The 15,250-nt window shown below is 43.4% G+C and carries 8 protein-coding genes and 1 pseudogene; all 9 read right to left on the bottom strand.

The genetic code is table 11. The features are described from left to right. Positions 1-219: 219 nt before the first annotated feature. Complete coding sequence (locus N5O98_RS20250; RefSeq protein ID WP_004309556.1) at positions 220-1,308, bottom strand: acyltransferase; 1,089 nt, start codon at positions 1,306-1,308, stop codon at positions 220-222. Between the two features lie 26 nt (positions 1,309-1,334). After that, positions 1,335-3,389, bottom strand: coding sequence for a beta-L-arabinofuranosidase domain-containing protein (locus tag N5O98_RS20255; RefSeq protein ID WP_022199073.1), 2,055 nt, complete (start codon positions 3,387-3,389; stop codon positions 1,335-1,337). 141 nt (positions 3,390-3,530) lie between these two features. Continuing rightward, a complete protein-coding gene (locus tag N5O98_RS20260; RefSeq protein ID WP_022199072.1) occupies positions 3,531-4,661 on the bottom strand; it encodes an aldose epimerase family protein in 1,131 nt (376 codons plus the stop codon). Positions 4,662-4,805: 144 nt separating this feature from the next. Continuing rightward, positions 4,806-6,167: pseudogene (locus tag N5O98_RS20265) on the bottom strand (glycoside hydrolase family 125 protein); the annotation flags it as partial. 104 nt (positions 6,168-6,271) lie between these two features. Further along, entirely contained in the window at positions 6,272-8,563 is a 2,292-nt protein-coding gene (locus N5O98_RS20270) for a GH92 family glycosyl hydrolase (protein ID WP_004312826.1), read from the bottom strand. A gap of 12 nt (positions 8,564-8,575) precedes the next feature. Continuing rightward, positions 8,576-11,053 (bottom strand): glutaminase domain-containing protein, encoded by a 2,478-nt coding sequence (locus tag N5O98_RS20275; protein WP_118161507.1) that lies wholly within the window; start codon positions 11,051-11,053, stop codon positions 8,576-8,578. Between the two features lie 55 nt (positions 11,054-11,108). Beyond that, positions 11,109-12,368, bottom strand: coding sequence for a glycoside hydrolase family 76 protein (locus N5O98_RS20280; protein WP_022199070.1), 1,260 nt, complete (start codon positions 12,366-12,368; stop codon positions 11,109-11,111). Between the two features lie 232 nt (positions 12,369-12,600). Next, positions 12,601-14,067 carry a DUF4972 domain-containing protein gene (locus N5O98_RS20285; RefSeq protein WP_118161516.1) on the bottom strand — a complete coding sequence of 489 codons (1,467 nt, stop codon included), beginning with the start codon at positions 14,065-14,067 and terminating at the stop codon, positions 12,601-12,603. Between the two features lie 22 nt (positions 14,068-14,089). Then, positions 14,090-15,232, bottom strand: coding sequence for a DUF4972 domain-containing protein (locus tag N5O98_RS20290; RefSeq protein WP_008642816.1), 1,143 nt, complete (start codon positions 15,230-15,232; stop codon positions 14,090-14,092). Positions 15,233-15,250: the final 18 nt, after the last annotated feature.

Below are 15,250 nucleotides of genomic sequence, written 5' to 3' on the forward strand. Positions count from 1 at the left end.
AGGGAGGGTTCACCCGTAAAAAACTGGTAAAGAAGTGTTTACAAAGGAGTGAAAGAGGTGAAAAGAGAAAGAGGATATTAAGAGGAAAATAAGCTATAAACAGTAAGATTTTGAATAGATAACCAAGTTATTCCTGATTTTCTATTCAAAATCTTACTGTTTATAGCCTAGGATCATCTGCTTGAAGTCAGTAGTATATGCTACTTTGTTTCCGGATATTTATCCTACTATCCATTTACTGCCCGGTATAAACGAAATGATCTTAGTTGTTACAAAACAACAGATAAACGTAACCACTGCGATACATGGTATAGCGGTAACAGTGGGAAGCGCCAATGTATCTTTGAACACAGTCACCCACAGTCCGAGCCAGAATATGTGCATAAGATACATACCATAGCTAAGTTTCGATGTTTCCGTCACCAACTTGGGAGCTTGCGGACGTTTGATACATGTAAACATAAGGAATGTACCCGTTGTGAGAAGCACACAGTTGATGGTACAGAAAGCCCATCCTATTTCTATTACAGGTGTGGAATGGAGTTCGCCGGGTATAGCCTGCACATAGAATGAATAAATAGTCCATACAGCACCGATCACCATTAAAATGATTCCTACAGTGAAACGTTTGGAACGGTTCCAGGTAAGATGTACACGAATGTAATGCGCCAGAACAAGATAGCCCAGGTAACCGGAGAAGTACCACAACATGTGGTATTCATTCCAGAAACATTGTCCCCACACTTCACCGCACCAACGATTGAGATAAGGCATACAGGTTGACAACACAAACAGTCCTATAAAGAAACGCTCTTCTTTAGCCGTGGCTTTTCTCAACCATGGGGATATAATTGGGATAAACAAATAAAGGCTTATCAGAGGATACATAAACCACAAGTGTCCGGCTAGCGTCGGGAAATTCAAGAATATCCGCGACAAGTCCTTCATAGATGTTTCTCCGTCTATCTGTCCCCACAACATAGGTAGAGTGCTGTACAGTAGCATGAATATGAAAAACGGTGGAAGGATGCGAAGACAGCGCTGGCGATAGAATTGCCACATAGACTGTTCTTCCTTCATCGGTGCAAGCAGGAAGGCAGAGACTATCATGAACAGGGGTACTGCCATACGTGAAAAACCATCGTATACTGATACCCATAGCCGGTCTGCTTCATTTGCCAAAAAAGACTGCAGACCTGCCATATCAGTGGCTCCGGGAGCACAGTAGAAGTTTTCACTGGCATGAACAAGGATGACGAGAAAGCATGCAAACACACGGATGTAATCTAAAAAAACAATACGTTTCATTTATTCTAAGTTTTCTAGTTATTAATTTATTCTTTTGTATTCGGGAACGCAGAGATTCTCAACCGTGCCGCACCCATAGGGATCAATGTTATTTCTTCTTTATCACCTTTCACCGCATCTTCTTCCGGCAATACGCCACACAGTCCTGTTTCGTCTATCTTCCATTCAGGTACCGGACGACCGATAGCTTTTACTTCTAAAGGTACACTGGCTACTGTGAAAGGATAGTTGTCAGCCGGCCAGGATTTACGGATGACCTTGAAATTCTTCAAAGGTTCTTTCTTATCCAATACCAATGAATAATTCCAGGGGCTATCCGGATAGATTTCAGTAGTAGGCCATTTCTGGGGATCAGCACCTTTCTGCCATTTTGAATCACCGATAGCAGTCTCGCGACTGTCTTTCTCTACATATTTCTCTGCAATCTTAAGAGACAAAGTCAAAGGTCCGTAATCTACGCTTACGCTGTTTTTATTAACCTGCCAGGTACGCATAGACAAAGACATCGGAAGAGTCAATTCCACACGATCACCATTCGCCCACTCGCGATTGATGCAAAGATATTTTCCCGCTACAGGAGTTACACTTACCTTCTTGCCATTCACCCAAACTTCCGCCTTTTGAGTCCATGAAGGAATACGAAGATAAAATGGGAAAGCAACCTTTTCATCGGTAGAAACAGTGAAGGCAATAGCTTCTTCAAAAGGATAATTTGTCTCTTCGTGAAGAGTGATTTCCTTGCCGTCACCCACTTTCACTGTAGCTTTGCAAGCTGCATAAATAGCTGTTGCCACTCCGTTGTCGGGAGTTGCCAATACCAGATGTTCGGTGAAGTAAGGCCAGCCCTGTGCATGATTATGTTGGCAGCAACGACTGCTGAAAGGATTCATCGAAAGGAACGGGCCACGATTGTCAATGCCCGGATGATGGTTCTTCGAATCACTGATGGCATGGTTCGGACAAGTGATATAACGCAATGCCTTGAAATCGGGCATCACGGCAGCCGGATAAGAGTTGAACGCTACTTCTTCACAGTGTTCAGCCCACATGGGATCTCCTGTCATGCAAAGCATGATTTCATCGGAAGCCATTTGTTCTACCAAACCGCAGGTTTCCACTCCCTGTCGGGGATCGATATATCCCAGACGAGCATTTTCGTCCGCACCGAACATACCTCCGGGAACCTGTCCAAAAGTACGCCGTATCAGATGATGGACATTATAAGAGGCTTTCAGCATCGCTGAATCTCCGGTCTGCATATAATAAGTGGCAGGTTCACGGAAACATTGGGCGATATTTACATTGTGCCAGTTAGGTAAGGAGGTGGATTTCGTCCAGTCGGCTGTGTTACGGTGAATCTTCTCGGCTAATTCGAGTAGGAAAGCATCCCCAGTATGGTTGTAAAGCCAGTAGATACTGATGATGTTATCACCGCCACGGCTTTTCTCCCAATAATCTTCCAGAAGTTGGTCATCGGGAACAGTCATCTGCCACTTGAAGTAATTCGTCATCAGGTCAATGACACGCTGATCTTGAGAATACTCATAATAAGATTGCAGACACCAGAGCATAATCATCTGTGCCCAAAGTTCGCGTTTGCCGTTACGTTCATTGACCGGACCGAAATAGCCATCCGGCTGGCGACTGGCAAATACACCTTCAATCCAATATTTGGTTTCTTCAATCATCTTCGGGTCATTCAGGATATATGCTAGATTGCCATACCCTTTGAGCCAGTAAGGAACTTCCTCCCAGCCGTGATCGCCACCAGTTGTCAACCAGGCATTATTATCCTTTTCCAGCCAAGCGCTGATTTCTCCCAAATGTCCGGTCAGACCGTCACGTTGCAACTCCAGATACTTCTTCACCCATCCTTCGGGCTGAATACTACCTACCGGCAACTTTATAAAATTCAACGGTCGAAGCGGAGCGCGATACCCGATATAATTGGTATTGACGGACTGTATGTCCGGTCGGTCCACTACCGTCACCGTACCACAAGAAGAAGCAGGCGCACAAGCTGTAACCGCCACTCCAAGCACTATCGATGCAAAAAGTCCTTTCGTTTTATTTTTCTTCATTTCGTCTATTCTACTACTTCCGGAAATCATCCTAATTTCCCTATGAACCCAATTGAGCACTAACAAATTACATTAAAATAAAGAACGGATAATCTCTAATCAGACAACCCGTTCTTCAATGGCATGAACTGCCTTTATAACCTATTTATCAACAGAGAATTTGAAGATACATTGGCTTGTATACTTTTCGCCCGGGCGAAGTACAGCCGACGGCCATTCCGCTTTGTTCGGAGTATCCGGATATTTCTGTGTTTCGAGACATACGGAAGCACGTTGGTTGTAAGTAATGCCTTTCTTTCCTGTCAGTGAACCATCGAGGAAATTACCTGCATATACCTGAATACCCGGTTCATTAGTATAAACGTCGAGTACGATACCAGTCTTCGGTGATTTCAAAGAAGCGCATTTACGGGTTACGTCGCCTTTCGTGTTCAATACCCAGTTGTGATCGTAACCATTGCCATTTTTCAGCTGTACGAAATCATAGTCGTTGATACGTTCGCCTACCGGAGTCGGGGTGCGGAAATCCATCGGAGTTCCTTCTACCGGAACGATCTCGCCAGTTGTCATGAAGGTACTGTCCACCGGAGTATAATAGTCCGCATCCACCATCAACAAATGACCGGAGTTGTTGCCGGCATCGCCTTCAAGATTAAAATAAGAGTGGTTGGTCATATTTACAATCGTCGGTTTGTCTGTTTCCGCTTCGTATTGAATATCGATGGCATTATCGTCCGTCAGTTTCATCAACACTTTACAAGTGATGTTTCCCGGAAAACCTTCTTCACCGTCTTCTGCACGGTAAGTCAACTGCAATTCCTGCGGATTCAACAATTCTGCATCAAACACCCGGTATTGGAATCCTTGCGGTCCGCCGTGCAGACAATGACCGTAGTTATTGCGGGGAAGCTGATATTCTACACCATCCAAGGTGAACTGTCCCTGATTGATACGATTGGCATAACGTCCGATAGTCGCACCGAAATCCGAAGGCTTGCTGATATAGTCCTGAACAGAATCGAAACCGAGAACAACATCACGCATCTGTCCGTCTTTGTCGGGAACCATCACTGAAACAATACGTCCACCGAAGTTCGTGATACAAACTTCCATGTTGTTCTTGTTACGCAGAGTGAACAAATCAGTCTTCTTTCCATCTACTTCTGTCTGGAATTTACTCTGCAATAAACCGGAATCTGTAGCCTTTTCAGCTTTCGGAGTACAAGCTGCCATTAAAAGGGCGGCAACTGCCCATACACATAACTTTTTCATGATACAATTGTTTTTTTTTATATTAGTTTTCAGCTATTCATATTTAGATGCAGACGACGCGGATAACGCGTTTTTTCTAATTTTGCATCAGAAAAAGAGCCGCATCATCCGCGTTATCCGCGTTCAATTTACTATGTCAGCATATTACTGTATACTATTCAATAAATCTACCTTTCCTTCATTAACCAGCTTCAAAATCAACTCACCGAAAAGAGTATTCTGCCAGGCAAACCATGCACGGGTAAATTTCTTCGGATTATCCTTATGGAAAGATTCGTGCATAAAGCCGGTGTCAGCATCCGTGTCCATCAACATCTTAATGCAAGTCTTGATTTCAGCATCATTCTGACTTGTGAAGGCTTTCATCATAATACTCATCGGCCACACCATATCGTAACCGATATGCGGTCCGCCGATTCCTTCGCCTGCCTTGCCTTTAAAGAAATAAGGATTGTCCTCACTCCACACAAAACGGCGGGTATTCTGATAAATCGGATCGTTCACATTCACATCACCCAGATAAGGCATCGCAAGCAAACTCGGCACATTGGCATCATCCATCAGATGATGATTTCCAAAACCATCTACCTCGAATGCATAGATTTTACCATATTTAGGATGATTATACACCGCATATTTCTTTAAAGCTGTTTCCACCTCCTGCGCCAAGTCCTTACATTCTTTAGACAAAGCTGTCTTCTTGTTTACCTTCTCCAAAATCTCGGCTGCCTTACGCAAAGAAGATACGGCAAAGAAATTGGAAGGAACCAGGAATTGAAGCGTAGTAGCATCGTCCGAAGGACGGAAACTGGAAACAATCAAACCGACTGGTTTCACCGGTGCACCCAGACCGTCATTGCTCACAGTATCCAGTGCACGTTCCGTCTTACGTTGGAATTTATAAGGACCTACTCCGTCTTTGCGTTGTTGCTCTTTGAATGTTTTCAGTACATTAGTGATTGCCTGAATCCATTCTTCGTCGAATATGCTCGCATCTCCGGTAGTCTTCCAGTAATGATAAGCCAAACGCAACGGATAACACAAGGAATCTATTTCCCATTTACGTTCGTGCAACTCCGGTTTCATGTCTGTAAGGTCACTCATCCAATGACCGTCAGGAATAGCGCCGTCATTAAAAGCATTCGCGTACGGATCGATATTGATACATTTGAACTGGCGGAGAATAACACCTGCCAGCATTTCTTTCAGTTCAGGGTCTGCATTAGCTAATTGTACGTAAGGCCATACCTGTGCACCGGAGTCGCGTAGCCACATAGCATGAATATCACCCGTATATACGAACGTATCCGGTTTGCCATCACTTCCTTTACGGAAATGTACGGTTGTATCCAGTGTATTCGGGAAACAGTTGGTAAACATCCATGCCAACTTCGCATTCTTCAAAAGTTTCTGTACACGGAGAATCTCCTTCTCTACCGCATTGGAACGGAACAAACGATTGGATATTTCCGGGCGGTTATCTTTCTGAATAGCATCCGCCAGACATACATGCATTTCCGTCATACGGTTGGAGGCTTGTAACTGCCCGCCACAGAGAAGCATACCTGCCAGCATACCTGCACTGATATATTTGATCTGTTTCTTCATGATTACTTCTTCTTTTTAAATTCGTTAGAGAAAGAATAAGGGAAATCGGACTCTTTGGTACCACGTTGCTGATTGGGTTTCGCATCCATTTTGTAAGAAATGCTAGCGCCATTCAACAGGTCCTGATGGGTCAGATAGTTTTTGGTATATTCTTTACCGTTCAATGTCATTGATGAAATGTAACGCTTGTCGTCTCCGTTATTCGGAGCGGAGATAGTCACCGTCTTTCCGTTTTCCAGATGTAGCTTCATCTCCTTGAAGTAAGGAGTACCCAAAACATATTCATCCGTACCCGGACATACCGGATAGAATCCCATTGCCGAGAATACATACCAGGCAGAAGTCTGACCGTTGTCCTCATCACCGCAATAACCGTCGGGAGCAGGAGTATAAAGTTTGTCCATCACTTCACGAATCCAATGTTGCGCTTTCCAGGGTTGGCCGGAATAGTTGTACATATAGAGCATGTGCTGAATCGGCTGGTTGCCATGTGCATAGTTGCCCATGTTCATAATCTGCATTTCACGGATTTCATGAATAACGGCTCTATAATAACTTTCATCGAAAATCGGAGGCAGGATAAATACAGAATCCATCATTTGGTTGAATCCGTCTTTACCACCCATCAAATCGATCAGACCTTGAGGATCGTGGAATACCGACCAGGTATAATGCCAGCTGTTACCTTCCGTAAAGGCATCCCCCCACTTCAACGGATTGAACGGAGACTGGAACGTACCGTCTTCATTCTTACCACGCATCAGTTTGTGTTCGGGATCGTAGAGATTCTTATAATTCATTGCACGCTTTGCAAAGATTTCAATCTCTTTTTTCGGTTTCTTCAAGGCTTTACCCAATTGATAGATACACCAGTCATCGTATGCATATTCCAGTGTACGGGCTGCATTCTCGTTAATACCTACATTATAAGGTACATATCCCAATTTATTATAATACTCATGTCCTAATCGTCCGGTAGAACGAACATTCGGATGTACTGCATTCGCTCCGTGTTTCACGGCTTCCCACAATGTCTCAATATCGTATCCTTTCAATCCTTTCAGGTAAGCATCGGCAACTACGGAAGCGGAGTTGTTTCCAACCATGCAACCTCTGTGTCCCGGACTTGCCCATTCCGGCAGGAATCCGCTTTCTTTATAAGTGTTCACCAATCCTTCCTGCATCTTTGTATTCATGGATGGATACATCAGGTTAAGGAATGGAAACAGACAACGGAACGTATCCCAGAAACCGGTATCGGTAAACATATATCCCGGAAGCACTTCACCGTTATAAGGGCTGTAGTGCATCACATCTCCTTTAGCATCTATCTCGTAGAAACTTCTGGGAAATAATACTGAACGATACAGACAAGAGTAGAAGGTACGCAAATGATCGATATCATCGTCTTTCACTTCAATACGTCCCAGAACCTCGTTCCATACCTTGCGGCCTTTCGCTGCAATCTGTTCAATGTTGTCCGTACCCAGCTCTTTCAAGTTAAGTTCCGCCTGTTCAGGGCTGATAAAAGAGGAAGCTACACGCACATTTACCTGTTCGCCCTTGCGGGTTTTGAAACCGATCAGTGCACCGGCATGATTGTCTGTCGCTTCCAGTTTGTTGGTGTCAATCACACCACTGGCTACGGCAGCCGTATAAGTAAACGGTTTGTCGAATACCAGTACAAAGTAGTTTTTAAAGTTGGCAGGAACACCACCGCTGTTTTTAGTGGTATAACCGATAATCTTGTTCTCCGAAGGGATTACTTTCACAAACGAACCCTTATCAAAGGCGTCTACCACTACATAAGAGTGGTCGTTTTCGGGGAAAGTGAAACGGAAAGCAGCTGCTCTCTCTGTCGGAGCAATTTCGGTCACTACATCATGATCGGCAAGATATACTTTATAATAATAAGGAGTAGCCGTTTCAGCTTTATGAGAGAACCAACTGGCACGCTCATCCTGATTAAATACTGCCTTACCGGTTACCGGCATGATGGCAAATTGACCGTAATCATTGATCCAGGGACTTGGCTGATGGGTTTGTTTGAATCCTCTGATCTTGTCAGCGTCATACGTATACGCCCATCCATCGCCCATTTTACCAGTCTGCGGAACCCAAAAGTTCATTCCCCAGGGCAGCGCAATGGCAGGGTAAGTATTTCCGGTAGATAATGCGTGCTTTGACTGCGTACCAACCAGCGGACTAACATAGTCCACCGGTCCGGTAATTGTTTTTGCAGTCATAGCCCATGCACTAAGTAACGTAAAAGCGAATAGAGCTAGTTTCTTCATGGTATTTTTGTTTTATTTAATCAGTTTTCCTTCAAGCATTTTGATATAATATCCACCTACAACGGAACGTGCCTGGAAGCCTCTTTGATTCGGTTCGTCTGTAAATACCCAGTCGGACATCGGAACACGGTTAGGTGTAACGTTCATAAACAGATATACGGGTTCGATAAATTTCTCAAAGGTAGCTTTGTCATTTGCCAATGTAGCTGTCCACATGATCCAGTCGGTCTTTGTGTATGTTTCACGGTTATCCAACGGAAGACCATATTTATTTTGCTTCGAAAGATAGTAAGCTATTTCCGTTTCTGCAACATTTTTAGGGAAGATTTGCAGATTCAACAGTTTATCCCACACCAAGTTATACTTCTGGCTCCATGTTCCCGGTTTGTCAAATGTGAGACGATAGTGGTCACCATCATCAGCCATTTTCACCCATTCGGCAGCCATTTCTTTCGCTTTCTGTGTGTACTTTTCAGCCACGTCTTTTTTGCCCAGCATATCTGCCAGATAACCGTATGAAGCAACACCCATGATTGCTTTGATAGAAAGGTTGGCATTGTGTGCAAAGTGACCTGCAAAGTCATCGGTACAAAGTTGGTTGGCCGGATCAAGTCCGTTCTCTACCAGATAGTCTGTCCACGTAGTCAGGGTTTCCCAGTGTTTCTGTGCGTAATCTGCATTACCTTCTACCTTGGCAATGGCAGCAGCCAACACTACCATATTACCCGATTCTTCTACCGGCATATCACCGCCATAAGTCTGGCCGTTAGCCAATGGATAAGTACCGACATCATGTGCAGCAAATGGTTTCGCCCATTTTCCGCTTTCGCTATAATAGAAGATATGGTTCATGGTAGCTTTCACCAATTCCGGATTGTAGTATAAAAGCAACGGAGCTCCCGGATAAGTCAGGTCGACTGTTCCGATGGAACCATTACTGAAGTTCTCCTTAGAAAGGAATACCAAGTCGCCGTTCGGAGCCTGTACCAGTTTATGTGCAGCCAATGCCTGACGATAAGCCAATGCACAAAGTTCGGCATATTTACGTCCACCGGCAGCAGTAGCTTCTTCCATCAGTTTCTTGTCGAAAGCAGCGCTATTCTTCATTTGTGTCTTGTATTCTTTCTCTGCTTTCTGGAATTGGGAAACAATCGTTTCATTACCCTCACGGTTCCAGTAAGGACGCAGGTTATCACCAAAGTATTGGATAGAATAAATATCATCATACCCGATCAACAGATGGCCATCAGCTTTTTGTGTTTCGCCCAATGAACGTACCAAAGCCAGTTTATCATAACCGTTTGTGGTAGGAGCTTCCAGTTTATTGGCTACGAAGTTCTTGCGCAGCTCTCTGCCGTCACCGATTGCAGATGTGCTGTTTTTCTTTTCAGCTGCCAGATAGAAATGTCCCCAGTCGATACGAACATCATCACCTTTCTTCTTCAGAATCCTCTGATTGCGGCTTCCGGTACGAAGGAATAACAAATCACCATCAGTAAAATTGTCAGCAACAGACTCCTGGTGAGGTTGGTCGATTGCCCATTGCGGAGATGCTTCGAAATACAACTCTACCTGATGTTTCTGACCGTCATTGGAAGCTACTTCATAAGAAATGTAGTTGACCGGACGTGACAACAAATCCAGATTATCCATAAACATAGGAGCGGTAAATGTCAGTTTCAAATCTACCGGACCGCAAGTAAATGTATAATAAGTCTGCATGGGTTGTACATCTACAGATGTTTGTTGTGCTGTTTGATGGAAAGAACGATAACCGTCCAGTTCTACCAGCAATCCGAAATCCAGCAATCCGTTTCCTACCCGGTTATGACAATAGCCTGCAATCAGATTTTCACCCGGTTTCAAAGAAGCTACTACTTCTTCCGACAGTTTCACCCGTTCGTTCTTTTTACAAGCATTACCTGTATCTACCACTTTGATGCCGTTGATATAAATAATAGCATCATCGTCATGAGAGAATTCAAGATATACATTCTTTCCTGTCAAATCCTCCTGAATATCAGCTACCCGGCGTACCCAGATAAATTCTTCACCCCATTGAGTCTTTGCTGTATGTTCATTCTCCATGGTTCCGAAGGCAGCTTCGCCTTCTTTCCAGGCTTTATCATTGAATCCGGCATTCTGCCATCCGTCAGCAGGCTGTTGAGTGGTATACTTTCCTGTCCAGCTACCTTGTTCGGATGTCTTCACCAAAGGTCTTAGGTCCAGCTCTTCCGTTCCCATGAAACGGTAGGTTTGTCCGTCTACTTTTGCAACACCAAGTAAAGAAAAATCCTTGCCTGTCCAATGTTTTACAGGACTGTCGTATAGATTGTCCGTAGTAGACCATGCACTAGTATAAGGATCAATTGTCACCAGCGGATATGCCGGAGCACGTAATTCATTCTTCTCGTGCTGTTCTACCTGGGTCTCACAGCTACAAAATACAGAAGCTGTTCCCAGTAACAGCATCATCAGTTGTTGTTTCATAATTTAAATCACCTGTTTATTTAATCTATTTTACGCAAATTCCGTCGTTTTCTATTTATTTTTTAGCCGGAAACAAAAGCATCAATGCCGGTATACCGGAAGCAGAATAACTGTCGATTTCCGCACCTTCCGGCAACTTTTTATAGTATTCGCCTCCACATACGTTCCGTGTCTTATCTCTGTTTGCCCAACCTGTTTTGATGGTACGTTTCAGGAACGGGAGATATTGGGTTTGTCCGCAATCATACACCAACCATGCCATGTATTCCGCAAAGATGGCAGTATAGATACCCTGTTCAATACCACCTTCGAAAGGTAGCACTTTATGTTCTGCAGACATATCTTTCACTGTATAGTCTGCTGCCAGAATAGCATTGTCCAGATAACGTTTCTCTCCGGTCGCTTTATAAAGCAATATGGAGGCTCCGATAAAGGTTGCCTGATTATAGACATGTGCTTTCCATGCGGGATTGCCATTTCCATGACGGCTATCGGCAATCTTTCCTGTTACTTTATCCAAGAGATTTTCCACTCCCCATTCATAGATTTCTTTACCTTTGGCAAGATATTGAGCTTTCGTCTGATAATCCGGCCGTTTGTCGGTCGATTCTTTTCTATTTTCAGGTACGTTATTGTAGAGGGTTAATGCTGCAACAACTGTCGGAAAGTTGATACATGCCATCTTTCCATCACCGAATTTATTCGGTTTCGGATTTTGAATGGGTTGCCATTGCCAGAACATACCTCCGTTTTCTTTGTCATACGAACCGGTATCACCCACTTTTTCCGAGCCATACCATACCCGTTTGAAACTGGCTTCCGAGAGTTTCAGATATTCATCCACTCCAAAAAGTTCGTAGCCGCGTGCCAGGCTGATAGTCCACCACATGATGTCATCGTAGATGAACCAGCCGGTATTTTCATTGTTATCATCAAAATCGAACTGGCAATATTGCGCTTTGTTCCCTGCGAATATTTTCTCGCAGAGTGTTTTATAATAACTTGTCTTCTTTCTGTCTTTCTGTGCCTTTGCCAGTTTATAGGCATTCATTGCCATATCCCAATAAATAGGCTGACACCAGATAGCCGCTGCTCCATTGCCACGGTCAACAGCACTTGGATAGGACGAATTTGTCTTGTAAATATATTTATTGGAGTCTAGTAGTGTATTATTAAATCCTTCATAAGCTGCCCATACATCTTCGTTCGTATACGCATGCTTCTTCTGGTTTGCTTTTCCTAAATTACCGACTGCCCATGTGGTAGTTGATACTCCCAATAGTAGTGTCAGAGCCAAAAGAATTTTGCTTTTCATGATAATTTATAAGTTTATAGTATTTTTCCTGTTACAAAGATTGCAGAAATAGCTGAAAAAAAACGATAATATTTATTCAATAAAGAACAAATACAGACCAAAACACTTTTCTACAATAAAAATAAAGGATTAATAAAGGGTTATTGGAGAATAATTTCCCCTTACTCTGTCCTTATGACAGAGATAAGGGGAATATTTAATCTACCTATTGAAAACTCATCCCGGTAAACAATTATTTGTTATCTGTAATGTCTGTGGATTCAATCCATTGCCAGTTATCACCAACTAATGTTGCTGTATGACCTTTCAAACCTGTAATTGTTCTGGTAGCACTTTGAGTAGGCTGATCACCTTTCACTTCAAAATCCCAGGCTTCTACCAAATTCGGATTATCGGCACTTACACCTTCTTCATTCCCCATATAAGAAGCATATACCTGATTTTCTGTCCGGTTTGTTTTCCAGATACGTATCTTCTTTATGTAACCGGAGAACCATTCGTTACGGTTTCCATTATTGTCCATCATACAGAATCCGGTCATTTTAATCTGATTGGCTATGGATTGTTTATTGATATACGTTCTCCAGGACTCACCCACACGAATGACTTCACCTTGTCTCGTACCATCAATCATGGAATAGCACTTCACATCTGTCGGAGTATCAAATCCCGGCAATCCCTTATCCCTGAAGAGGAATGCATAATGCGTCCAACGATCTTTGGTCCAGTTGTCCGACTTTTTCCATCCCGGTTCCCATTCTTGTGGATTTGTGTGATTATTATCTTGCCAGTGAGCAACCATTGTTCTCAACAATCCCTTTGTACGATCCTGGGCACGCCATCCGCTCCAATGAGGATCGTTTGTCATGGTAGAAAGGAAAGTACAGTTGTCTTCTCCCTGCTTATTGCAATATTCTTTAATATTCACCCAAAGTTCAATCGTAAATGCCTGATTGTCATCCTCTCCAAACTTCACATAATCCTCGCTATAACCAAAGTCTATATAAGAACCGGCATTTCCGTCTACAAACAGATTCCAGGTAATCTGACTGTTATCCGGCCATGCAGAATCTTCGACTTCTTCTACTTTCTTATCGGCAGCAGCAATAGCCTCATCATAAATCTCCTGCGTCATATCTGTGATGGAACCGGATTTGATTCTTTCAGCCAGACTTTCCAAGTCTTTAGCTGCACTCTCCAAAACCGACTTATTTTCTACCGGATATTGTCCCTGATGATTTCCCCACTTCGTTTCATCATTTACGATTGCAAGTATTTCATCCGCCTTAGCCAGTAAATTATTGATATATTGCTGTGCTTCCGGAGACAGATTATAATATTTTGAATTTTTAAACTCGTCAATCGCTTGATTTACCTTTGCTACAGCAGCTTCCAAAGTTGTTTCATCCAGTTCTTCGCCAGCTTCTACCCGTGTTATCAGTGCATCCAACTCGGTAATAGCAGCATTTAATATATCCTTTCCGGTTTCAGGATATGTCCCGGGAGCAGTTCCGTAGGTTGAATTCTTCAATAAATAGTTCAATGACGCACGATTTTCCTGCAAGATACTCAACTGTGTATCTGTTATATACTCGTCTTCAATATCGTCACAAGCGGTAAATATCCCTGCCAGACTAGAAATCAGGAGGAAAGAGAGGAGCATTGCTCCCTCTCTCCATTTATTAGTTAAACATTTCATGTTTTTCATCGTTTTTACATTATTATTCAACAATACGTTGCCACTCGTAAGTACCGATAATCTTAGCAGTATGACGGCCTGTCAGGTCTATTACTTCATTACCCGAACCGGAAGGTTTGGTCATGAAATCCCATGCTGCCGCCAAGTCTGCTTCTTTACCCGTCACTTCAGCCGTTCCATTATAAGAATTCTGAACATATTCGTTATCCTTTGCGCTTTTCCAGATACGGATTTTCTTCATATAACCGGCAAAGCCTTCTTCAAACAGATTATCACTGGTACGCATATAACGTCCGAAAGCGGTCATCGGTGCATTATAGTTGGCATAGTTGCTCGAATTATAGAACCTGTTACCCACGCTTCCCTCGGTTGTTTTCACTTCTCCGTTCACATACAATTTCGCACGAAGCTCCGGACTGCCCGGCAAGCCTTTATCACTGTACACAAACAAGAAATGTTGCCATTCTCCATCTTCCGGTGCCTTTAGTGACGGTTCACAGATATTTCCTCCTGTTTCGCCCCAAGTTGCACGATAAATACCACCGTCCGCATTACGCCAGTACATCATCCAGCCATTACGCCATCCGTCACCGCCCATATAAGTTGACAGGAACACATTCTGGTCTTTTCCACCACCTTTGGTTACTTTCACCCAAAACTCAACAGTAAAGGCTTGGTTTCCTTCGGTTCCGAAATTGACATATTCTTCGCTACGTCCGAAATCGATATAAGAACCACCATCACCACGTCCGTCCACAAACAGTTCAGCCGGTGTTGTTTCAGCGTCTTCTGTACGGATCGTACTCTTGAACTGTTCTATAGACGCCTTGGCTTCTGCCACATAGCGTTGTTTCTCACTTTCCGACGGAGAGGGTTGCTGATATTTGATTAAAAGTACCGCACGATTGGCATCATCTATCGCATCTGTCAGAATTGCCCGGCTTTCGGTGGGGTACTGTCCTTTCTTATCTCCGTAGTCTGAATTTTGCTGCAAATCGGTCATTTCAGCAATCAATGCATCCAGTTGGTCGATATAGGTATCTTCTATTTCAGGAGCCGCGGTATACTCGTCATGCGTTTCTTCAGAACAAGCCGCCAATTGAAGTGTCAGTACCATGCATAACACATAATACCACATTTTCCAATTTGAATATTTCGTATTCATTATTCTTCTTTTTTATGG

The sequence above is a fragment of the Bacteroides sp. LFL-34 genome, from assembly GCF_027257075.1.
In the GTDB taxonomy this organism is placed as follows: Bacteria; Bacteroidota; Bacteroidia; order Bacteroidales; family Bacteroidaceae; genus Bacteroides; species Bacteroides ovatus.

Excerpts from the sequence above, each read along its gene's own strand:
- N5O98_RS20250 (WP_004309556.1), bottom strand. The coding sequence starts at position 1,308 with ATGAAACGTATTGTTTTTTTAGATTACATCCGTGTGTTTGCATGCTTT.
- N5O98_RS20255 (WP_022199073.1), bottom strand. The coding sequence starts at position 3,389 with ATGAAGAAAAATAAAACGAAAGGACTTTTTGCATCGATAGTGCTTGGA.
- N5O98_RS20260 (WP_022199072.1), bottom strand. The coding sequence starts at position 4,661 with ATGAAAAAGTTATGTGTATGGGCAGTTGCCGCCCTTTTAATGGCAGCT.
- N5O98_RS20270 (WP_004312826.1), bottom strand. The coding sequence starts at position 8,563 with ATGAAGAAACTAGCTCTATTCGCTTTTACGTTACTTAGTGCATGGGCT.
- N5O98_RS20275 (WP_118161507.1), bottom strand. The coding sequence starts at position 11,053 with ATGAAACAACAACTGATGATGCTGTTACTGGGAACAGCTTCTGTATTT.
- N5O98_RS20280 (WP_022199070.1), bottom strand. The coding sequence starts at position 12,368 with ATGAAAAGCAAAATTCTTTTGGCTCTGACACTACTATTGGGAGTATCA.
- N5O98_RS20285 (WP_118161516.1), bottom strand. The coding sequence starts at position 14,067 with ATGAAATGTTTAACTAATAAATGGAGAGAGGGAGCAATGCTCCTCTCT.
- N5O98_RS20290 (WP_008642816.1), bottom strand. The coding sequence starts at position 15,232 with ATGAATACGAAATATTCAAATTGGAAAATGTGGTATTATGTGTTATGC.